At 70.4% G+C, this 19,255-nt stretch carries 21 protein-coding genes; 13 read left to right on the forward strand and 8 right to left on the reverse strand.

The window, feature by feature from the left end:
• The first annotated feature begins 16 nt into the window (after positions 1 to 16).
• The 10 genes from map to truA all read left to right on the forward strand — a co-directional run bounded on the left by map (position 17) and on the right by truA (position 6,375).
• Positions 17 to 826, forward strand: a complete 810-nt coding sequence (map, locus tag ABD844_RS50090) for a type I methionyl aminopeptidase (RefSeq protein ID WP_344896322.1) — start codon at positions 17 to 19, stop codon at positions 824 to 826.
• 15 nt (positions 827 to 841) lie between these two features.
• Positions 842 to 1,258, forward strand: coding sequence for a DUF1707 SHOCT-like domain-containing protein (locus ABD844_RS50095; protein ID WP_344896325.1), 417 nt, complete (start codon positions 842 to 844; stop codon positions 1,256 to 1,258).
• 245 nt (positions 1,259 to 1,503) lie between these two features.
• Complete coding sequence (infA, locus tag ABD844_RS50100; protein WP_012887858.1) at positions 1,504 to 1,725, forward strand: translation initiation factor IF-1; 222 nt, start codon at positions 1,504 to 1,506, stop codon at positions 1,723 to 1,725.
• A 24-nt stretch (positions 1,726 to 1,749) separates the two neighbouring features.
• Positions 1,750 to 1,863, forward strand: coding sequence for a 50S ribosomal protein L36 (gene rpmJ, locus ABD844_RS50105; protein ID WP_003956441.1), 114 nt, complete (start codon positions 1,750 to 1,752; stop codon positions 1,861 to 1,863).
• A 218-nt stretch (positions 1,864 to 2,081) separates the two neighbouring features.
• Complete coding sequence (rpsM, locus tag ABD844_RS50110) at positions 2,082 to 2,462, forward strand: 30S ribosomal protein S13 (protein ID WP_138698169.1); 381 nt, start codon at positions 2,082 to 2,084, stop codon at positions 2,460 to 2,462.
• Between the two features lie 123 nt (positions 2,463 to 2,585).
• On the forward strand, positions 2,586 to 2,990 hold the full coding sequence (gene rpsK / locus ABD844_RS50115) for a 30S ribosomal protein S11 (protein ID WP_020542285.1): 405 nt from the start codon (positions 2,586 to 2,588) through the stop codon (positions 2,988 to 2,990).
• Positions 2,991 to 3,013: 23 nt separating this feature from the next.
• Entirely contained in the window at positions 3,014 to 3,640 is a 627-nt protein-coding gene (gene rpsD / locus ABD844_RS50120) for a 30S ribosomal protein S4 (RefSeq protein ID WP_344896332.1), read from the forward strand.
• Positions 3,641 to 3,737: 97 nt separating this feature from the next.
• Entirely contained in the window at positions 3,738 to 4,754 is a 1,017-nt protein-coding gene (locus ABD844_RS50125; RefSeq protein WP_043623495.1) for a DNA-directed RNA polymerase subunit alpha, read from the forward strand.
• A gap of 109 nt (positions 4,755 to 4,863) precedes the next feature.
• Positions 4,864 to 5,445 carry a 50S ribosomal protein L17 gene (rplQ, locus tag ABD844_RS50130; RefSeq protein ID WP_344896336.1) on the forward strand — a complete coding sequence of 194 codons (582 nt, stop codon included), beginning with the start codon at positions 4,864 to 4,866 and terminating at the stop codon, positions 5,443 to 5,445.
• A gap of 78 nt (positions 5,446 to 5,523) precedes the next feature.
• The gene (truA, locus tag ABD844_RS50135; protein WP_344896338.1) at positions 5,524 to 6,375 is read left to right on the forward strand and encodes a tRNA pseudouridine(38-40) synthase TruA; all 852 of its coding nucleotides are present in this window, start codon (positions 5,524 to 5,526) and stop codon (positions 6,373 to 6,375) included.
• 183 nt (positions 6,376 to 6,558) lie between these two features.
• Here truA and ABD844_RS50140 read toward each other — a convergent pair whose 3' ends face one another.
• The 3 genes from ABD844_RS50140 to ABD844_RS50150 all read right to left on the reverse strand — a co-directional run bounded on the left by ABD844_RS50140 (position 6,559) and on the right by ABD844_RS50150 (position 12,015).
• The gene (locus ABD844_RS50140; RefSeq protein WP_344896341.1) at positions 6,559 to 9,174 is read right to left on the reverse strand and encodes a hypothetical protein; all 2,616 of its coding nucleotides are present in this window, start codon (positions 9,172 to 9,174) and stop codon (positions 6,559 to 6,561) included.
• 291 nt (positions 9,175 to 9,465) lie between these two features.
• The gene (locus ABD844_RS50145) at positions 9,466 to 11,226 is read right to left on the reverse strand and encodes a hypothetical protein (RefSeq protein ID WP_344896344.1); all 1,761 of its coding nucleotides are present in this window, start codon (positions 11,224 to 11,226) and stop codon (positions 9,466 to 9,468) included.
• A gap of 24 nt (positions 11,227 to 11,250) precedes the next feature.
• Complete coding sequence (locus tag ABD844_RS50150; protein WP_344896346.1) at positions 11,251 to 12,015, reverse strand: CAP domain-containing protein; 765 nt, start codon at positions 12,013 to 12,015, stop codon at positions 11,251 to 11,253.
• A 306-nt stretch (positions 12,016 to 12,321) separates the two neighbouring features.
• Here ABD844_RS50150 and rplM point away from each other — a divergent pair, with 306 nt between their 5' ends.
• Genes rplM through glmM form a run of 3 tightly spaced genes read left to right on the forward strand, consistent with a single transcriptional unit; the run spans position 12,322 to position 14,662 of the window.
• Positions 12,322 to 12,765 (forward strand): 50S ribosomal protein L13, encoded by a 444-nt coding sequence (gene rplM / locus ABD844_RS50155; RefSeq protein WP_344896348.1) that lies wholly within the window; start codon positions 12,322 to 12,324, stop codon positions 12,763 to 12,765.
• A 26-nt stretch (positions 12,766 to 12,791) separates the two neighbouring features.
• Entirely contained in the window at positions 12,792 to 13,313 is a 522-nt protein-coding gene (rpsI, locus tag ABD844_RS50160; RefSeq protein WP_344896350.1) for a 30S ribosomal protein S9, read from the forward strand.
• Between the two features lie 2 nt (positions 13,314 to 13,315).
• Positions 13,316 to 14,662 carry a phosphoglucosamine mutase gene (gene glmM / locus ABD844_RS50165; protein WP_344896352.1) on the forward strand — a complete coding sequence of 449 codons (1,347 nt, stop codon included), beginning with the start codon at positions 13,316 to 13,318 and terminating at the stop codon, positions 14,660 to 14,662.
• Positions 14,663 to 14,756: 94 nt separating this feature from the next.
• On the opposite strand, the gene ABD844_RS50170 is transcribed toward glmM, so the two are convergent.
• From ABD844_RS50170 to ABD844_RS50190, 5 genes are read right to left on the reverse strand one after another with little or no spacing between them, the layout of a single operon-like run.
• On the reverse strand, positions 14,757 to 15,473 hold the full coding sequence (locus ABD844_RS50170) for an ABC transporter permease (RefSeq protein WP_344896354.1): 717 nt from the start codon (positions 15,471 to 15,473) through the stop codon (positions 14,757 to 14,759).
• Positions 15,474 to 16,388 carry an ABC transporter ATP-binding protein gene (locus ABD844_RS50175; RefSeq protein ID WP_344896356.1) on the reverse strand — a complete coding sequence of 305 codons (915 nt, stop codon included), beginning with the start codon at positions 16,386 to 16,388 and terminating at the stop codon, positions 15,474 to 15,476.
• A complete protein-coding gene (locus tag ABD844_RS50180; RefSeq protein WP_344896359.1) occupies positions 16,385 to 17,242 on the reverse strand; it encodes an ABC transporter permease in 858 nt (285 codons plus the stop codon). The genes ABD844_RS50175 and ABD844_RS50180 overlap by 4 nt, the downstream gene beginning before the upstream one ends.
• Entirely contained in the window at positions 17,235 to 18,143 is a 909-nt protein-coding gene (locus ABD844_RS50185) for an ABC transporter ATP-binding protein (protein ID WP_344896361.1), read from the reverse strand. Before ABD844_RS50185 ends, ABD844_RS50180 begins: the two co-directional genes overlap by 8 nt.
• Positions 18,144 to 18,183: 40 nt before the next feature.
• The gene (locus tag ABD844_RS50190; protein ID WP_344896364.1) at positions 18,184 to 19,110 is read right to left on the reverse strand and encodes a DUF389 domain-containing protein; all 927 of its coding nucleotides are present in this window, start codon (positions 19,108 to 19,110) and stop codon (positions 18,184 to 18,186) included.
• Between the last annotated feature and the right edge of the window lie 145 nt (positions 19,111 to 19,255).

Consider the following 19,255-nt stretch of genomic DNA (forward strand, 5'->3'; position numbering starts at 1 on the left):
CCAGGGGGGGCTGAAGATGTTCAAACGGAATAAACACGGCATTCAGATCAAGTCGCCGGAGCAGCTCGAGAAGATGCGGGCGGCCGGGCTGGTGGTGGGCCGCACGCTCGACCTGCTCAGGCGCTCGGTCGAGCCCGGCATGACGCCGCTCGACCTCGACGTCATCGCCGAGAAGGCGATCAGGGACGAGGGCGCGATCCCGTCGTTCAAGGGCTATCAGGGCTTCCCCGCGACGATCTGCGCGTCGGTGAACGACGAGGTCGTGCACGGCATCCCGACCGACGTCCGCAAGCTGCGCGAGGGTGACCTCATCTCCATCGACTGCGGCGCGATCCTGGAGGGCTGGCACGGCGACTCCGCCATCACGGTCCCGGTCGGCGAGGTGGACCCGAAGCTGACCGAGTTGATGCGGGTGACGGAGGAGGCCATGTGGCACGGCATCGCCGCGCTCAGGCCCGGCCGGCACCTGTCCGACATCGGCCACGAGGTCGAGCGGTACGTCAGGCGCCAGGGCCGCTACGGCATCCCTCCCGAGTACGGCGGCCACGGCATCGGCACCGAGATGCACATGGACCCGTGGATCGCCAACCACGGCAAGCCCGGCCGCGGCCCGGTGCTGGAAGAGGGCATGTGCCTGGCCATCGAGCCGATGGTCAACCTGGGCACCGAGCGGACCCGCGTACTGGCCGACGACTGGACCGTCGTGACGATCGACGGGAAGCACTCCGCACACTTCGAACACAGCGTTGCCGTGACACATAATGGTCCTTGGGTGCTTACCGCCCTAGATGGGGGCGAAGGGCGTCTGGCTCAACCTCAGGACTAACCGGGAGTGGGTGGGATGGCGAACAGCCCCGAGATGCGTGCCTCCGACGCCGACCGCGATCGTGTCGCCGCCATCCTTCGTGAGCACACCGCGCAGGGCCGCATCACGATGGACGAGTTCAACGAGCGGCTGGAACAGCTCTACCAGAGCAAGACCTATGGTGAGCTGGCCAGGCTGACGTCCGACCTTCCCGACGTGGACCTGCGCCACCTGCCCGTCAAGGCCACCGAGAAGCGGGATCTGCACTCGGGCATGCGGGCGGCCTGGGGAGCCTGGGCCGTGGCCAGCGGGGTCAACTGGGTGATCTGGCTGATCGTGAGCGTCACGTCGAGCGACATGGTTTATCCGTGGCCGCTGTGGGTCATGGGCCCGTGGGGCGTGATCCTGCTGATGAGCACCATCTTCGGCAACAACCAGCCGAAGCGTTCCTAGCGGCGGGCCGCGGCGCTCCGGTGCCTCGGGCTCGGCGCGTAGGGTAAACTGTTTGATGGTTGTGTCAGGACACCTGGCACGCGTTTCGCGTTTTGGGCTCAGGTGTCGTACACTCCTTAGTCGGCTCACTATGACTATCACGCGTCGGCGGTCTTTGCTGATCGTCGCTCTCTTCGAAGCGTGAAGGTCGCGGCTGCGTAGTGAACCGGAGCCTCAGACGATCGATCAGTGAAACGCGAGGAATTTTGGCCAAAAAAGACGGCGCCATCGAGATCGAGGGCACTGTGGTCGAATCGCTCCCGAACGCCATGTTCCGGGTGCAGCTCGACAACGGCCATAAGGTCCTGGCCCACATCAGCGGACGAATGCGGATGCACTACATCCGGATTCTTCCTGACGACCGGGTTGTTGTTGAACTGAGCCCCTACGACCTCAGTCGTGGGCGGATCGTCTACCGATACAAGTAAAGACGTCTGAGGACACGAAGGACAATGAAGGTAAAGCCGAGCGTCAAGAAGATCTGCGACAAGTGCAAGGTGATCCGCCGGCACGGTCGCGTCATGGTGATCTGCGACAACCTGCGCCACAAGCAGCGTCAGGGTTAGTCGCCGCAAGGCTTCTCCGAGTCCGCCCCGTCAGGGAGCGGGCTCGACGCATGAGGAGCCTGCATCAGTGTTCGCGTCTCACACCCGAGCAGGCGGGCCCATCAGGGGCTCGAACCGCTCGGGAGACCCCCGGTCGGAGGCCGGGGCCCTCACCCCGGGCATTGGGGAGGGGTAGTGCGGCGCAAGACCTCCGCCGAAACGAAGGAGAATGCCCGACCATGGCTCGCCTGGTTGGCGTCGACCTCCCCCGCGAAAAGCGGCTGGAGATCGCTCTCACCTACATCTACGGAATCGGCCGCACCCGCGCCCAGGAGATTCTCCAGGCCACCGGTGTCAGCGGCGACCTTCGCGTGCACCAGCTCTCCGACACCGAGCTCGTCCCGATGCGTGACTACATCGAGGCGAACTACAAGATCGAGGGTGACCTGCGCCGCGAGGTCCAGGCCGACATCCGACGCAAGATCGAGATCGGTTGCTACCAGGGCATCCGGCACCGCAAGGGCCTGCCCGTGCACGGTCAGCGCACGCAGACCAACGCGCGCACCCGTAAGGGCAAGAAGAAGACCGTCGCCGGTAAGAAGAAGCCCGGTAAGAAGTAGTCCACATCCGGAGCGGCAAGCGCTCTGGCCCGTACGGCACCCATGCGTGACCGGTGCGGGCCGGGCGAGCGCCACGATAAAACGCAGCCGCGGGACCGAAGACCTCAGGAGTGAAGGCAAAGGATGCCTCCTAAGAGCCGCCAGGGCGCACCGAAGAAGGTGCGCCGCAAGGAGAAGAAGAACGTCGCTCACGGGCACGCCCACATCAAGAGCACGTTCAACAACACGATCGTCTCGATCACCGACCCCAACGGGAACGTGATCTCCTGGGCCAGCGCCGGCCACGTGGGTTTCAAGGGCTCCCGTAAGTCCACCCCGTTCGCCGCTCAGATGGCCGCCGAGAACGCCGCCCGCCGCGCCATGGAGCACGGCATGCGCAAGGTCGACGTCTTCGTCAAGGGTCCCGGCTCCGGCCGCGAGACCGCGATCCGCTCGCTGCAGGCCACCGGCCTCGAGGTGGGCTCGATCCAGGACGTCACCCCGGTTCCGCACAACGGTTGCCGGCCGCCGAAGCGCCGCCGCGTCTGACTTAGTCCAGGAGATTCAGAGAAATGGCTCGTTACACGGGCGCGGACTGCAAGCTCTGCCGTCGCGAGAAGACCAAGCTCTTCCTCAAGGGCAGCAAGTGCGAGTCCGCCAAGTGCCCCATCGAGATCCGTCCTTACCCGCCGGGTGAGCACGGTCGCGGACGTCCCAAGGAGTCCGAGTACCAGCTTCAGCTTCGCGAGAAGCAGAAGACCCGCCGCATCTACGGCGTCCTCGAGAAGCAGTTCCACAACTACTACGAGGAGGCCGCCGGCCGTACCGGCAAGTCGGGCGAGGTGCTGCTCCAGATCCTGGAGAGCCGTCTCGACAACGTCGTCTACCGTGCCGGTTTCGCGCAGTCGCGCGACGCCGCCCGCCAGCAGGTCCGTCACGGGCACTTCCTGGTGAACGGCAAGAAGGTCGACATCCCGTCGTACCGCGTGCGCGAGCACGACATCATCGAGGTCCGCGAGACCAAGCGGAACCTCCTGCCGTACGAGGTGGCCCGCGCCACCGCCGGCGAGCGCACCGTGCCCGCGTGGCTCGGCGTCGTGCCGGACAAGCTCCGCGTCCTGGTTCACCAACTGCCGGTTCGCCAGCAGATCGACACCCAGGTCCAGGAGCAGCTCATCGTCGAGTACTACTCGAAGTGAGCATCGGCCGGGGTACGGACCTCCGCACCCCGGCTACGCTTTTCATCGGAGTGGCGTCATATAGCGGGCGTCACACGAAAAAAGGGGAGACCCGCACATGCTGATCGCTCAGCGTCCGACTCTTCTCGAAGAGTCGATCGACGAGACCCGGTCCCGATTCGTCATCGAGCCGCTGGAGCCGGGCTTCGGCTACACCATCGGCAACTCGCTGCGCCGCACGCTGCTGTCGTCCATCCCGGGCGCGGCCGTGACGAGCATCCGCATCGAGGGCGTGCTGCACGAGTTCTCGACCGTTCCCGGGGTCAAGGAAGACGTCACCGACATCATCCTCAACCTCAAGGAGCTGGTCGTCTCCTCCGAGCACGACGAGCCGGTCGTGATGTACCTGCGCAAGCAGGGCCCGGGTGAGGTCACCGCCGCCGACATCGCGCCGCCGGCCGGGGTCGAGGTGCACAACCCCGAGCTGCGCATCGCGACGCTCAACGGCAAGGCCAAGCTGGAGATGGAGCTGACCGTCGAGCGCGGTCGCGGCTACGTCTCCGCCGCCCAGAACAAGCAGCCGGGCCAGGAGATCGGGCGCATCCCGATCGACTCGATCTACTCCCCGGTGCTCAAGGTCACCTACAAGGTCGAGGCGACCCGAGTCGAGCAGCGTACCGACTTCGACCGTCTCATCCTCGACGTCGAGACCAAGCCCGCGATGAAGCCCCGCGACGCGGTGGCCTCCGCCGGCAAGACCCTCGTCGAGCTGTTCGGCCTGGCCCGCGAGCTCAACGTCGAGGCCGAGGGCATCGACATCGGCCCGTCGCCGACCGACGCCGCCCTGGCCGCCGACCTGGCGTTGCCGATCGAGGAGCTGAACCTGACCGTTCGCTCCTACAACTGCCTCAAGCGCGAGGGCATCCACACCGTGGGTGAGCTCGTCGCCCGCAGCGAGCAGGACCTGCTGGACATCCGGAACTTCGGCGCCAAGTCGATCGAAGAGGTCAAGCAGAAGCTGCACGAGATGTCGCTGGCGCTGAAGGACTCCCCGCCCGGGTTCGACCCGAGCGCGGTGGCCGGTGGCGGCTACGACGACGACGACAGCGCGTACGTCGAGACCGAGCAGTACTGATTCCCGCGCTTCGCGGCTCGATAACGGATCGCGCGCAGAACGAACGCGGTCCGGCCCGACTCCGGTACCTGGTACGGCCGGGGCGGGTTGACCCAGGAGGAGAAAGACCATGCCCAAGCCCACCAAGGGTGCACGTCTTGGCGGCAGCCCGGCGCACGAGCGGCTGATCCTGGCGAACCTCGCCACCGATCTGTTCCGCCACGGCAAGATCCGTACGACGGTCACGAAGGCCAAGCGCCTGCGTCCGGTGGCCGAGCGCCTGATCACCAAGGCGAAGAAGGGCGACATCCACAACCGGCGTCAGGTCCTGACCGTCGTTCGGGACAAGGGCGTCGTGCACCACCTCTTCACCGAGATCGCGACGACGTTCGCCGAGCGTCCGGGTGGCTACACCCGCATCACCAAGATCGGTGCGCGTAAGGGCGACAACGCCCCGATGGCGGTCATCGAGCTGGTGACCGAGCCGCTGAACGGCGTCACGACCCGTCAGGTCGAGACCCCGGCCGCCGCTGCCGCGCCCGCCGCCGAGGAGACCGAGGCCGCCACCGAGGCTGTCGAGGAGACCAAGGCCGAGGCGCCTGAGGCCCCGGAGACCGCCGAGGCCGCTGAGCCGGCCGAGGCCAAGGCCGAGGCCAAGGCCGACGCCAAGGCCGACGCCGCCGAGGGCGAGGCGAAGAAGGACGAGGCCTGATCTTTCCAGGCCGCATGAGACGGGCCCGGATCCCCTCGCGGGGGTCCGGGCCCGTTTCGACATTCAGGGAGGATCATCGTGGTACGGCTCCGCCTCGACCTCGCGTACGACGGGACCGACTTCTCGGGCTGGGCCAGGCAGCCGGGCCTGCGTACGGTCCAGGGGGAGATCGAGCAGGCGCTCGGCCGCATCCTGCGCCTCGGCGGGCCGGCCGCGCTGACCGTGGCCGGGCGTACCGACGCGGGGGTGCACGCGCGGGGGCAGGTCGCCCACGTGGACGTGCCGGAGGAGTCGCTGGGGGAGCTCGACGGGAACAGAGGGCCCCTGGGCGTCGATGAGCAGCTCTCTGCGCTCGTGAGGCGGCTGGGTGGGGTCCTGGAGCCAGACGTACGGATTCATCGGGTCTGCGTGGCTCCTGGGGGCTTCGACGCCCGGTTCTCGGCGATGTTCCGGCGGTACGCGTACCGGGTGGGTGACGCGCCGGGCGGCGTCGACCCGTTGCGGCGGCGGGAGGTCGTCTGGCACAACCGGCCGCTGGATCTCGGGGCGCTGAACGCCGCCGCTGCTGGGCTGCTCGGGGAGCACGACTTCGCGGCGTTCTGCAAGAGGCGCGATGGCGCCACGACGATCAGGGAACTCCAGCGGCTGGAGTGGGCCCGGCGGCCTGACGGGGTGCTGGAGGCGACCGTGGTGGCCGACGCGTTCTGCCACTCGATGGTGCGGGCGCTGGTGGGGTCGCTGCTGGCGGCCGGTGACGGGCGGCGTCCGGTGGAGTGGCCGGGGCAGGTGCTGGCGCGGGGCGTACGGGATTCTGGGGTGCACGTGGCACCGGCGCACGGGTTGTGCCTGGAGGAGGTGGGCTATCCGGCGGACGCCGACCTCGCCGCCCGCGCCGAGGCCACCCGGCGGGTACGGACGGTCCCGGATTGACGCGCTCTCCGGCCTGACGGCCGGAGATGCCGGCCTGTGCCGCCGCTGTTCACGCGGTGGATCGCCCTGTCCAGGCTGGTCAACACCCTCAAAGGCGTCGCCACGCGCTCGGCGACCGGCCCCGTCGGCGGGGCCGGTCGACCCGGGCTGTCGACTGGGGCCCGGGTGGCCGGCCTCTGGGGGTCAGCCCTTGGTGATGCGGCGTTCGAGTACCTGTGAGGTCTGGTCTCTGAAGGCGCCGCTGACCTTGGGCAGTGTCTTCTCCTTGGCCTCCGGGGTGTGGCCGTCGGCGTGGGTGGCGTAGCTGAAGACGATGTAACGGCCCCAGACCAGGCCCGCCGCGTAGCCGCCCGCGATGTGCACGCGCTCGCCGCCCGACCCGGCCGGCCCGGGGAGCGGGCGGAACCAGACGTTGCGGGAGAGGTTCTTCGCCTGGTCGGCGGTGGCGGCGGCGTCCTTGTCAGGCAGGACGGCGATGCCGGTGGTGACGGCGTAGCGGCGTTTGCTGTCGACGTACGTGGCCCGCAGCACCCGGCTGCACTTCTGCTCCTTCAGCGCGCCGGCGAACTCTCCGGTGGCGGCCTTGTCGCACGTCGTCTCCATGTCGGCCTTCACCCGCGTGAACGTCGTCCCCGCCGCGCTCACCTTCTTCTTCGGGAACGCCTCCGACAGCGACAACTTCTGCGGGTCGGTCTGCTCGGAGTTGAGTACGGACGCGCCGGGCACGTCCGCGGGCGGGGTGGCGGACTGCTCGACGTCGGCCGGGGGTGGCGCGGTCGCCGTGGGCCGGGCGGCGGCCGTACGGGGCGCCGAGGCGTTCACGGTCTGGAAGGCGAAGAAGCCGCCGGTCGCCACTCCCGCCAGGGCCAGCGCGCCCAGCGTCACGAGCAACGCGCGCTTGCTCTTGGCGGGTGGCGGAGGCGGTGGCGGGGTCTGGAACGGCGGCTGTTTGAACGCTCCAGGCGGGAGGGCCAGGCCGCCGCCCCCTGCCGGAGGAGCCGGACGGTCGAGGCTGGTCTGAGGCTTGTGGCCCCAGGTGTCTCGGGAGAACGGCAGCTCGGGCAGCTTGTCGCCGGAAGGGGGAGTGGGCGGCCAGACGGGTACGTCGCCCGGCTCCGGAGGGTGGAGGGAGGGGTTGGCGTCGTGGTCGCCTGCCGCGGCGGCATCGCGCTTGGCCGCGGTCGGGTCGAAGTAGTGGGCCGGACGGGCGCCGGAGCGCTGCTCCTTCGGGCCCGGCGCCGTCGTCGCTATGGGGGCGGGGAGGTGGGGGGTGGTGCGCCGCGGGTCGGCGGGCTGGGTGCGGCCAGGGTCCGTGTCTCGCGGACGCGCGTCGCCGGGGACGGTGCCGTTGGGGACCGTGCCGTTGGGGTCGGTGTCGTCGGGGCTCGTGGGGTGGGCGGCGCGGGCCTGGGGTGTGCTCGGTCGAGGGCCGGTTGCCGCTGGGTGGGCGGCCGTGGTGTCCGGGGCGGCGTTCTCGGGGCGGGTGCCCGGCCGGGCCTCGTCAGAGCGGCCGTCACCGGCCTGTCCCTGACCGGCCTGTCCCTGACCGGCCTGTCCCTGACTGGGCTGCCCTTGACCGGGCTGGCCGTCTCCGGGCCGGACGACTCCCGGTGCGGTGGCTCCGGGCACGGTGGGGCCGTGGCCGGTGGGGTTTTGGGCTGTGGGGTTTTGGGCCGTGGGGCTTGGGTGGGGGGTGCCGGGCTGTGTGGTTGCCGGGTTGGTGGGCTCGTCGCCTGGGCGGAGGGCCGGGGCGTGCTGGTCGGCGGGGCCGCCTGGCGTGGCGTTCGGGGCGAAGAAGGGGGCCGAGGGGCGGGTGAGGCCGACCGCGGTGGCGTTCGGGTCGGTGTCGGTGGCGTTCGGGTTGAAGGGCGGGGGGAGGGACGGCTCGTCGTTGTCGGGCTCGGCCTGCAGCTCGCCCGTGGCGGCCGGCCACGGCGGCAGGGCGTGGGGGTCGCTGACGGGGGCGGGCCACACCGGCATGCCCGCCGCGGCGGCGGTGAACGCGGGCGGCGGCTCCCACGGGGGCGCCCCGGGCACGACCGGCCGGGCGGGCCAGTCGGAGGGGTCGCCATGTTCGCCATGTTCGCCGTGTTCGCCGTGTTCGGCGGGCCAGGCGGCGGGCCTTCCGTGGTCGGTGGGTCGGCTACCGGGCTCGGCGTGTTCGGCGGGCCAGTTGGCGGGCTCGGCGTGGTGGGGCGGCTGGTTGCCGGAGTGCGCCTGTTCGGGCTTGCCTCGTTCGATGGGCCGGTTGCTGGAGATGCCCTGTCCGGACTGCCGGTGTTCGGTCGGCCGGTTACCGGGCTCGGCCGGTGCGGGCGGCCCGGCTACGGGTTGCGCCTGACCTCCGGGGTGCTGGGCGGGTGCGCCCTGCGGTTCGTTCCAGGGGCGTACGTCGGGGATGCGCCCCGGTCGGGTCAGGTCGCCCGGGGGCAGGGTGGTGTGCGGGTGCGCGGGCCACGGGCGCTCGCCCTCAGGACCGTCGAACGCCGTCGTGCCCGCCTGCGGTGCCCCGAAAGGCGGATGGCCGCCTTGGTCGGCGGGTTGCCCGGCAGCGGCCGGTGGGGCACCGAAGGGCGGGCGGCCGGGGTGCGCGGGGTCGGACAGCGGGGTGCCGAAGGGCGGGCGGGAGGGCTGGTCGCCGGGCCGCTGCTGGTCCACAGGCTGCGGTGTGGGAGCGGCGAGCGGCTGCGGGTGGGCAGCCTCGGGGTGGGTGGGGTCGTCGAACCAGTCGTACGGGGCGGCGTCGTCGCCCGGCACCTCCCATGACCGGGTGCCGGACGACCGGGCCGAATCGGGCAAATCGGGCACCGCTCTCGGGGGTGCGGGAACGGTGGGGCGTGCCTCGACATCCGCCGCCTCATCGGATGGAGCCAACGCCGCTGGAACGTCTCGCCCGTCGGTCTGGCCGAAGCTCGGCGGTGGCGTCGCGGGGGTGGCCGAGCCTTCGGCCTCCCTGCGATCGTGCTCAGAACCGGGTTCCTGGCCACGCATAACTGGAGCCTAGCGAGACTCGCGAGATCGTAATGTCGGTATGGGCGTTCCCAGAGGCATCAGGCGTCCCTTTTGGGGGCCTTTGCCACTCAAAGCCGGTCAGCCCGCGGAACTTCCGGTGAGGGTTCGGTTGTCCAGGGCAGGGAAAACGGTGGCCTTGGTGATGTCGGTGATCGCCTCGGAAATCCGCTTTGTCCCCTTCGAGTCGGGCTTCGTGCCGTCCTTGTTCTGGAACCAGACCAGGATCGCGTAGTGGCCGTACGTCGAGATCTGCGCGCCGCCGCTGCCCGCGCCGAGGTTCTTGGTGACGGAGTCCTTGCCCGCCAGCGGCTTGACGTAGTTCTCCTTGTCGCCGACCTTGGCCACCGCGCTCGCCTGCTTGCTGGAGCCGAGGTTGGCCACGCCGACCGTGCCGATGACCTTGCCGTCCTTGTCGCGGAAGCTCGCGCGGACGAACTGGGTGCACTTGGCGGACTTGAGCGCCTTCTGGAGGGTGTCGCCCAGGGCGCCGTCCGTGCACTTCTTGTCCTTGCTGGTGATCGTCATCTCGTAGCCGCGGCCCGAGACCGTGAGCTTCTTCTTCTTGCCGAAGATCTCGGAGACGGAGATCGGGTCGGGGTCGGTCTTGCGGTCGGCGGCGAAGCCGTACTTGCCGGATGGGGGCGACGGCAGCGGGGCCGAGGTCTGGCGGACCGCGGCGGTCTCGGTCGAGGCGGGGTCATCCGCGTTGAACATCATGACCAGGCCGCCGCCGAGCAGGCCGAGCACCAGCACGCCGCCGATCGCGGCCCACAGTGGGCCGCGGGAGCGCCGGCCCTCGTCGTACGGGCTCCAGCCGACCCTGCTCTGAGGCGCCTGCGTCGACTCCGGTGAGGTCGACGAGGTCAGGGTTTCGTCGCCCTCGGGGGAGGCGGAGCCCCGGTCTCTACGGGAGCGGCGGGAACGCCGGCCGGTGGCCGGTGGCGCGTCGTCGTCATCGCCGAGGTCGCCGAAGGCCGCGCCGAGGGGGTCGGGGCCGCCTGGTCCGGGTGTTCCATGGCGACCCGCTCCCGGACCGCCCGCCCCGGGACCACCCGCCCCCGGCCCGCCGGGACCCTGTCCGCCAGGACCCTGCCCACCCGGACCCTGTCCGCCAGGACCTTGGCCGCCTGGCCCGTGACCACCCGGCCCCGGCCCGCCTGGCCCGTGACCGCCAGGGCCCTGCCCGCCTGGCCCGTGACCGCCAGGACCCTGTCCACCTGGGCCGTGCCCGCCAGGACCGCGCCCACCAGGGCTGGGGGCGCTGAAGGCGTCGCCGAACGTGCCCCCTTGCGGCGGCCCGCCCGTGGGGCCGCTGCTGTTGAAGAGGCTGCCGGGGCCGCCAGAGGCCGGGCCGCCGCCCCCGGGCCCGCCCGGGCCGTGAGCGCCGGACGCGGGGCCGTCGCCCCTCGGCCCGCCGCCGAAGGCGCCCGAACCACCACCAAAGCCACCCGAATCGCCGCCGAATCCATCCGGCCCGCCGCGGAACGCGCCCGAGTCGCCGCCGAAGCCGCCAGGTCCGCCGCGGAAGCCGCCGCTCTCTGAGCCGAATCCGCCGCCGCCGAATCCACCACTGTCGGAGGGGTTGCCGCCGAAGGAGGGGTCGCCGCCGAACCCGCGGCCTCCGGGGGAGCCCGCGGGGCCGTTGCCCGCCGGGCCGCCGCCGGTGAACAGGCTGCCCGCGGACGTGTCGCCCGCCGGTGCGCCGCTCGCGGGGTCGCCGTTCATGAACGCCGGCGCGCCACGCCTCGGGGTGCCGCCCGGCTCTCTCGGACCGCCTCCCATGCCGTAGGGGGCGCTCCCCATGCCGTCCTCGCGTTCCCCACTACCGTTGGAAACCATGCGGCGACATTACCGTGATGTTCGTCATTGGGTCCCGAAGTCCTGAGTCCACCATGGTCCGCCGGGGCCGGACGCGACTCCGACGCCGATGGCCTTCAGCCGGCAGTCGAGGATGTTCTTGCGGTGGTCGGGGCTGTCCATCCAGCCGCGTACCGCCTCGTCGGCGGTGCTGTAACCGGCGCCGATGTTCTCGGCGGCGCCCCAGCGGTAGCCGGCCCGCTCCATCCGGTCCCACGGGGAGGAGCCGTCGGGGGAGTTGTGCGAGAGCTGCCCGGCACGCGCCATCTCCAGCGAGTGCGTACGCGCCGAGCGGGTCAGCCCTCCGTCCACCCGCAGCGGCCCGCAGCCGCGCTGCGATCTGGCGTCATTCGTGAGGGAGACGACCCGCGAGGCCAGGCCCCCGATCAGCTGGACCGAGTCGTCCCCGTCGCTCAGCACCGCGGGGTTGTCCGTCGTGTTGAAGCCCGGGATCTGGCCCTCGGGCGTCCTGCTCGGCTTGGGGGTGACGGCGGCGGCCTCGCTCGGACGCTTCTTGGTGGTGACCCCGCGGGGGATGCGTTCGGCCTGTGGCTGGGCCTTCTTCGCGGACGTCGGCGCTGGGTTGGCGGTGGCGGCGGCGGGCGGGGCGGTCTGGTTGAGGTAGACGTGGGGGGCGGGCTCGGCGTCGTCGGTCAGCCGGCCGATCAGCACGCCCGTGAACAGCACCGCCATGAGGCAGGCCAGCACCCCCAGGCGACTCCGGCGCCGAAGGCCGCGCTGGGTTTGCCGGGTGTGAGAGGTCTGCCACATACCGCCGTCAACGATAGGGATGTCTGGTCCTGGGAATGAAGGGGTCCCAGGGAAACGAAACCGAACCGTTCTGCGGTCGGGTAGACTCCTGCCACAGTTACCGGTTCTTTGACCTCCACGCCTTCGGGCGGGTAGCTTAGGTTCGTTGTGTGCATAGGTCCAGCGCGACCAATGCGCGGCGCGTCCGGCGTCATCTCCCGTAAGCGGAGACGGAAGGTCCGGGCCGTCGTGTGCCCGCACCGACCGACCCATGTAGCTGTCGCATCCGACAGCGCCGAAGACGCGAGCATAAAGAAGGCTACGACCGTGCGCACGTACTCACCGAAGCCCGCCGACGTCCAGCGTCAGTGGTACGTCATCGACGCGACCGATGTCGTGCTGGGCCGGCTGGCCAGTCACGTCGCGATCCTGCTCCGCGGCAAGCACAAGCCGATCTTCGCCAACCACGTCGACACCGGTGACTTCGTCATCGTCATCAACGCGGACAAGATCGCGCTGAGTGGCAAGAAGCTTGAGCAGAAGAAGGCGTACCGCCACTCGGGCTACCCGGGCGGTCTGCGTTCCGTCACGTACGGCGAGCTCATGGAGAAGCGCCCCGACAAGGCCGTCGAGAAGGCCGTCAAGGGCATGCTGCCGAAGAACTCCCTCGGCCGGAAGATGGCCAAGAAGCTGAAGGTCTACGCGGGTTCCGAGCACCCGCACCAGGCCCAGCAGCCGGTGCCGTTCCAGATCACCCAGATCGCCCAGTAGTAGTTCGAAAGAGTTAGAGGAGAACCGTGGCTGAGCCCACCGGTGTCGAGACGGTCGTCGAGGCCGAGCTGGAGGACACCTCCGGCGAGGACTTCCCGTCCGAGTACACCACCGAGTCCGCCGCCAGCGCCGACGCTCCCGTGCGCAAGCCCGTGACCACGGGCAACTCGTACGGCACCGGCCGCCGCAAGGAGGCGATCGCCCGCGTGCGCATCGTCCCCGGCACCGGCAAGTGGACGATCAACGGACGTTCGCTGGACGTCTACTTCCCGAACAAGGTCCACCAGCAGATCGTCAACGAGCCGTTCGTCGTGCTCGGCGCCGAGGAGGCGTTCGACGTCATCGCGCGCATCGACGGCGGTGGCGTGACCGGCCAGGCCGGCGCGCTGCGCATGGGCCTGTCCCGCGCCCTGGCGATCCTGGACGTCGAGATCAACCGGCCGCCGCTGAAGAAGGCCGGCTTCCTCACCCGTGACGCCCGCGCCACGGAGCGGAAGAAGTACGGCCTCAAGAAGGCCCGCAAGGCTCCGCAGTACAGCAAGCGCTGAAGTTGGCGCGCCTTTTCGGCACCGACGGGGTACGTGGGGTCGCCGGCCGCGACCTCACCGCCCAGCTCGCCATGGATCTGTCCGTGGCGGCGGCGCATGTCCTCGGCGATGCAGGCGCGTTCGCCGCTACCGGGCGCCGTCCGGTGGCGGTCGTGGGCCGCGACCCGCGTGCCTCGGGAGAGTTTCTCGAGGCCGCGGTGGTCGCGGGCCTTGCGGCGTCGGGAGTGGACGTGCTGCGCCTCGGCGTGCTGCCCACCCCGGCCGTCGCCCACCTCACGGCCGCGCTCGGCGCCGATCTCGGCGTCATGCTGTCGGCGTCGCACAACCCGGCGCCCGACAACGGCATCAAGTTCCTGGCGCGCGGCGGCTTCAAGCTGTCCGACGCGGTCGAGGACGAGATCGAGCGACGGCTGGGCGAGGAGTGGAGCTTCCCGGTCGGCTCCGGCGTGGGCCGCGTGCGCGACGCGTACGGTGAGGCCGACCGCTACATCTCTCACGTGCTGACCACGATGATCGCCGCGCTCGACGGCCTTGACGTCGTGGTCGACTGCGCGCACGGGGCCGCCCACATGGTGGCGCCCGAGGCGCTGGTACGCGCGGGCGCCAGGGTCGAGGCCATCGGCGCCAGGCCCGACGGCCTCAACATCAACGCCGGCCACGGCTCGACCCACCTCGACAAGCTCAAGCAGGTGGTCATCTCGCGCGGGGCCGACCTGGGCGTGGCCTACGACGGCGACGCCGACCGCTGCCTGGCGGTCGACCACACGGGCGCGATCGTCGACGGCGACCACATCATGGCCATCCTGGCCGCGGCCATGCACGGTGAGGGCCTGCTGGCCAAGGACACCGTGGTCGCGACCGTGATGTCCAACCTGGGCTTCAAGCTCGCCATGCGCGATGCGGGCATCACCGTGGTGGAGACCGCGGTGGGCGACCGCTACGTGCTGGAGCGCATGAAGTCCGACGGCTACAACCTGGGCGGCGAGCAGTCGGGCCACGTCATCATGCTCGACCACGCCACCACCGGCGACGGCCTGCTCACCTCGCTCCACCTGCTGGGCGTGGTGGCCAAGTCCGGCGTGCCGCTGAAGGAGCTGGCCGCCGTGATGACGCCGCTGCCGCAGATCCTGATCAACGTCAAAGACGTCGACAAGGGCAAGGCCACGGTGCCCGAGCTGGTCGCCGCCGTCGCCGAGGCGGAGGCCGAGCTGGGCGAGACGGGCCGGGTGCTGATCCGGCCGAGCGGCACCGAGCCGATGATCCGGGTCATGGTCGAGGCGGCGTCGGAGGAGCACGCCACGCAGGTGGCGGGGCGGCTGGCCGACGTCGTGCGCACGGCCTGCGTCTGAGGCCAGCGCCTGCAACGCCTTACGTCACGGCCCGCGGGCATCCCGCGGGCCGTGACGGTCTCTCCCCGACGGCCTCTTCGAGCGAGTACGGCTGCTACTCGTCGCCTGTGAGCGAGAAGGCCCGCAGGCGCTGCCCGGCCCAGACGACCGCGCCGACGGTGACGACGAGCAGGGCCGGTACGGCGAAGCCCAGCGTGACGTCCGCCGTGAAGAAGGGCGAGTCGGAGAACTGGTCGGCGATCGACTGGCCCCAGTGCTGGATGGAGAACTTGCGCGCGCCGGGGACGAGGTTGCCCACCAGGCTCTCCCAGACCAGCGCGTAGACGATGCCGATCGTGACCGCGTGCCGGGTGAGGATGCCGAGCAGCAGGAAGACGGCCGCGTAGGCGATGCCGGCGACCAGCGAGCCCAGGGCGAACCCGGCCGCGATGCCCGCCTCGTCGCGTACCAGGAGCCAGCCCGACACGTACGTCGGCACGGCCGCGAACACGGCCAGCAGCGAGGCCGCGACCACGAACTTCGTCCCGACGATGACCGGCCGCGAGATCGGCTTGGACATCAGGTGGATGATCGTGCCGTCGTCGATCTCGGGGGCGATGACGCCGGTGCCCGCGATCAGGCCCAGCAGCGGCAGCATGGTGCCGATGGCGAAGTTCTGCAGCAGCAGCACGGCGGAGCGCTGGTCGCCGCCCTCGAAGACGCGGAACAACACGGCCAGGCCGACCAGCGCGAGCGGGAGCAGCAGGAGCAGGATGATGCGCCGGCGGCCCAGCAGGGCGCGGTAGGTGATGCCGGCTACCACGGTGTTCATTCAGGTGCTCCTGTTGATCAGGTAGGAGAAGACGCTCTCCAGGTCCTCGTCCGCGGGGGAGACCTGGTGCAGGCGTACGCCCTCGGCCCGCGCCACCTGCGGCAGCAGGCGGGCGAAGCGGCGGAACTCGGTGGCCTGGACCTCCAGGCCGTCGGGGCGCAGCGTGATGCCGCCGGTCGAGTCGTCGCGTACGAGGGCGGCGGCGAGCTTCCTGTCGTCACTGGAGCGGATCATGAACAGGTGGGGCCGGTCGGTCATCAGCCGCCTGATCTCGCGGAAGTTGCCGGACGCCGCGTGCCGGCCCGCCACCAGGACCTCGATGTGCTGGGCGACCCGCTCGACCTCCTCCAGGATGTGGGAGCTGAACAGGATCGTCTTGCCGGCCGTGCCCATGCCGCGGATCAGGTCCATGAGGTGCAGGCGCTGGCGCGGGTCCATGCCGTTGAACGGCTCGTCGAGCAGGAGCACGGGCGGGTCGTGGACGAGGGCGGCGGCGACCTTGACGCGCTGGCGCATCCCCTTGGAGTACGTCTCCACCCGCCGGTCCTTCGGCTCCTCCATCTCCACGGTGGCCAGCGCCTTGCGGGCGGCCTCGACGGGGTCGGCCAGGCCGTGCAGCCGGGCGGCCGACAGGACGAACTGCCAGCCGGTCAGGAAGCCATAGACGCCCTCCCTTTCCGGAACCAAGCCGATATTTCGGTAAATTTGGTGGTTTTTCCAGACGCGGGTGCCGTCCAGCGTGACCGAGCCGCCCGACGGGGCCAGGAACCCGGCCATCATGTGCAGGAGAGTCGACTTGCCCGCGCCGTTCGGGCCGAGCAGGCCCGTGACGCCGGGGCCGACGGTCATGGTGACGTCGTTGACCGCGACCACGTTGCCGTACCAGCGGGACACCTGCGAGAGCTCGATCTTCATCGCGCGGCCGCCTTCCTGTAGCGCAGCGCCAGGGCGAGCACGGCCAGGCCGATGAGCACGACCAGGAACACCGCCGAGGCGGGCCCGCTCGGGTAGTCGCCCTCGATGGCGTTTACCGGCGTGCCGAACAACCAGTGCTGTACGGAGTCCACCAGCCAGAACGGGTTCAGCAGCCAGGCCCAGGAGCCCGCCGCCTCGTCGCCGGCCGAGGCGAGCGTGGCGTAGATCAGCGGGACCGAGGCGGACGACAGCAGGTACACCGTGATCACCGAGGCCACGCCGAGCCCGCGCCGCGGCGTGAGGGAGGCCAGCGCCAGCCCGAACGCCGACAGCAGCACCGCCAGCACCAGCGCCATGAGCAGGGCGCCGAAGAACTCGCCGGTGGCCGGCGGGCCCGGCATGTCGACGACCAGCTCGCCCACGTAGGTGAGCGTCAGCGGCACCGCTATCAGCGCGAACACCGCCACGGTCATCGCCGCGACCTTGGCGCCGACGTACTCGGCGATCGAGACCGGCCGCGACAGGTAGAGCGGCAGGACGCGGTGGCGCAGGTCGGGGGCGACCACCGTGGGCGCCTGGGAGGCCAGGAAGATCGCCACCACGGCCTGCATGACGACCGCGAAGCCGCTGTAGGCGATGCCGCCCCGCTGGAGCAGGGCCATCATGGCGATGTTCACGATCGAGGGCATGATCATGATGCCGGCCAGGGCGAACGGCACGATCTTGCTGCGGGCCGGGCGGCCGAGGCCGAAGATGCCGCGCAGGCTGTGCACGGCCAGCGCCCTGGTGGCGTGGCCGCGGCCGAGCCGGGGGCCGTCGTAGTGCCGGTAGCCGATGTCGTAGATCTCAGACATGCGCGACCTCGTCCCTGAAGACGTCCTCGATGCGGTGACGTCCCTGTTCGAGGCGGATCAGGCACAGACCCAGCTCGGCGGTGGCGTCGCGGACGGCGTCGTACGTCTCGGGCCCCAGCACCTTGACCACCAGCATGCGCCCCTGCCGCGAGACCGTCTGCCCGTCGCCGACCAACCGGGTGGTCAGCTCGTCGAGCCCCTCGTCGACCTCGACCGTCACCGTCTGCGTGGCCTGGGTGAAGTCGCCGATCGCCGACGAGCGCAGCAGCCGCCCGCCGTCGATGACGATCACGTGGTCGCAGATGCGTTCCAGCTCGCCGAGCAGGTGGGAGGTGACCAGGACGCTGATGCCGAACTCGGTGCCGATGCGCCTGATCAGCGTCAGCATCTCGTCGCGGCCACGCGGGTCGAGGCCGTTGGTGGGCTCGTCGAGGAAGATCAACTTGGGGTCGTGGACGAGCGCCTGGGCCAGTTTGACCCGCTGTTTCATACCGGTGGAGTAGGTGCCGACCGGGCGGTAGCGCTCTTCGGCGAGGCCGACGTGGCGCAGCACGTCGGCGGCGCGCTCGCGGGCGGCGGTGCGCGGCAGCCCGGACATCCGGGCGAGGTGGACGACTAACTCGGTGGCGGAGACGTCGGGGGGCAGGCATTCGTGCTCGGGCATGTAGCCCACGAGCCGGCGGATCTCGGCGCCCTGCGCGGTGACGTCCAGATCGAGCACCCGCGCGGTGCCGCCGGAGGGCGGCAGCAGGCCGAGCAGGATCTTGATCAGCGTCGACTTGCCCGCGCCGTTCGCCCCGACCAGACCGGTGACCCCGGAACCCACGGTGACGGAGAGCCCGTCGACCGCGGTGACGGTGGGGAAGCGTTTGGTCAGCCCCTCGGTGGCGAGGATGTGCATGAGCCGGACCCTACCGCCGCACCGAGCGGTGTCGCCTCGTTCAGACGGATGAACGACGTCCTACTTGAGGCCAGAATCGCCGCTGGACCCAGAGGGTGAGGGTGCCCGAGATGATCATCCCGAGGACGTTGACCGCGAGCTGGGCGACCGACGGCGCGACCTCCGCCCACTCCGACAGCGCCAGCGCGACGGCCACGTAGCCGGCCGCGGGCACCGTGGTGACCGAGATGAAGACGCCGACCAGGGCCGACGACTTGCCCGCGGTGATCGACAGCACCCCCGCCACGCCCGCCAGCAGGGCCACGATGAACGACCAGCGGTCGGGTACGACGATGAAGTGCACCTCCGGGTTCTCGTGGAGGTTGCTCGTGTCGATCCAGCCCAGCCAGGCGGAGACGAGCGCGCACGCGAACGTGATCGCGATCGCCACCGTGAACCCGACGACCAGCGTCCTGAACGCGGTCACGACCAGATGCCCCTTGCGGCGCAGCAGCCCGAAGCACATGGCCGCGACCGCGCCGAACTCGGGGCCGAGCACCATCGCGCCGACGATGAGGATGGGGGAGTTCTGCAGCACGCCGATGCCCGCGATCTGCGTGGCGATGGCGAGGAAGGCCAGGTAGGCCCAGGTGATCCGGGATTCGGCGTAGACCCGGTGCGACAACTGCTCCCAGATGACCGCGTCGTCGGGCTCGCCCGGCGCCTCCTCGACGGCCTCCTCCGCCGCCTTCGACAGCGACAGGTCCACCTGCTCGGCGGCGATGGAGCCCTCGTCCTTCAGCCATTTGAGCCGGTCGAGGACCTCGTTGACCGACTCTCTGGCCGCGTCGCAGAGGACCACGTCACCGCGCGGCGCGCGGCCTGCGCCCGGCAGGACGACGATGTTGGTGACGCCTGGGCAGCTCTCCAACACCGCCGTCGCCTCGTCGACGCGCGCGGCCGGGACGATCAGTCGCAGATGCAGCACGGGGCCATTGTCGTCCATCGGACGTTGACGAGGTGTTGACGCCCATACGCGAGGCTTGCTCACATGATCCGGTTCTGGTGCCATGACCACGGTGAGGAGTGCTGGTTCGCCGACATCGACGACCAGGAGTGCGCGGGCAGGTTCG

The organism is Nonomuraea antimicrobica (assembly GCF_039536965.1).
GTDB classification, from domain to species: Bacteria; Actinomycetota; Actinomycetes; order Streptosporangiales; family Streptosporangiaceae; genus Nonomuraea; species Nonomuraea antimicrobica.

Bases quoted from the DNA above. Each gene is read 5' to 3' on its own strand.
- map (WP_344896322.1), top strand. From the start codon at position 17: ATGTTCAAACGGAATAAACACGGCATTCAGATCAAGTCGCCGGAGCAG.
- ABD844_RS50095 (WP_344896325.1), top strand. From the start codon at position 842: ATGGCGAACAGCCCCGAGATGCGTGCCTCCGACGCCGACCGCGATCGT.
- rpmJ (WP_003956441.1), top strand. From the start codon at position 1,750: ATGAAGGTAAAGCCGAGCGTCAAGAAGATCTGCGACAAGTGCAAGGTG.
- rpsM (WP_138698169.1), top strand. From the start codon at position 2,082: ATGGCTCGCCTGGTTGGCGTCGACCTCCCCCGCGAAAAGCGGCTGGAG.
- rpsK (WP_020542285.1), top strand. From the start codon at position 2,586: ATGCCTCCTAAGAGCCGCCAGGGCGCACCGAAGAAGGTGCGCCGCAAG.
- rpsD (WP_344896332.1), top strand. From the start codon at position 3,014: ATGGCTCGTTACACGGGCGCGGACTGCAAGCTCTGCCGTCGCGAGAAG.
- ABD844_RS50125 (WP_043623495.1), top strand. From the start codon at position 3,738: ATGCTGATCGCTCAGCGTCCGACTCTTCTCGAAGAGTCGATCGACGAG.
- rplQ (WP_344896336.1), top strand. From the start codon at position 4,864: ATGCCCAAGCCCACCAAGGGTGCACGTCTTGGCGGCAGCCCGGCGCAC.
- ABD844_RS50145 (WP_344896344.1), bottom strand. From the start codon at position 11,226: ATGGTTTCCAACGGTAGTGGGGAACGCGAGGACGGCATGGGGAGCGCC.
- ABD844_RS50150 (WP_344896346.1), bottom strand. From the start codon at position 12,015: ATGTGGCAGACCTCTCACACCCGGCAAACCCAGCGCGGCCTTCGGCGC.
- ABD844_RS50170 (WP_344896354.1), bottom strand. From the start codon at position 15,473: ATGAACACCGTGGTAGCCGGCATCACCTACCGCGCCCTGCTGGGCCGC.
- ABD844_RS50175 (WP_344896356.1), bottom strand. From the start codon at position 16,388: ATGAAGATCGAGCTCTCGCAGGTGTCCCGCTGGTACGGCAACGTGGTC.
- ABD844_RS50180 (WP_344896359.1), bottom strand. From the start codon at position 17,242: ATGTCTGAGATCTACGACATCGGCTACCGGCACTACGACGGCCCCCGG.
- ABD844_RS50185 (WP_344896361.1), bottom strand. From the start codon at position 18,143: ATGCACATCCTCGCCACCGAGGGGCTGACCAAACGCTTCCCCACCGTC.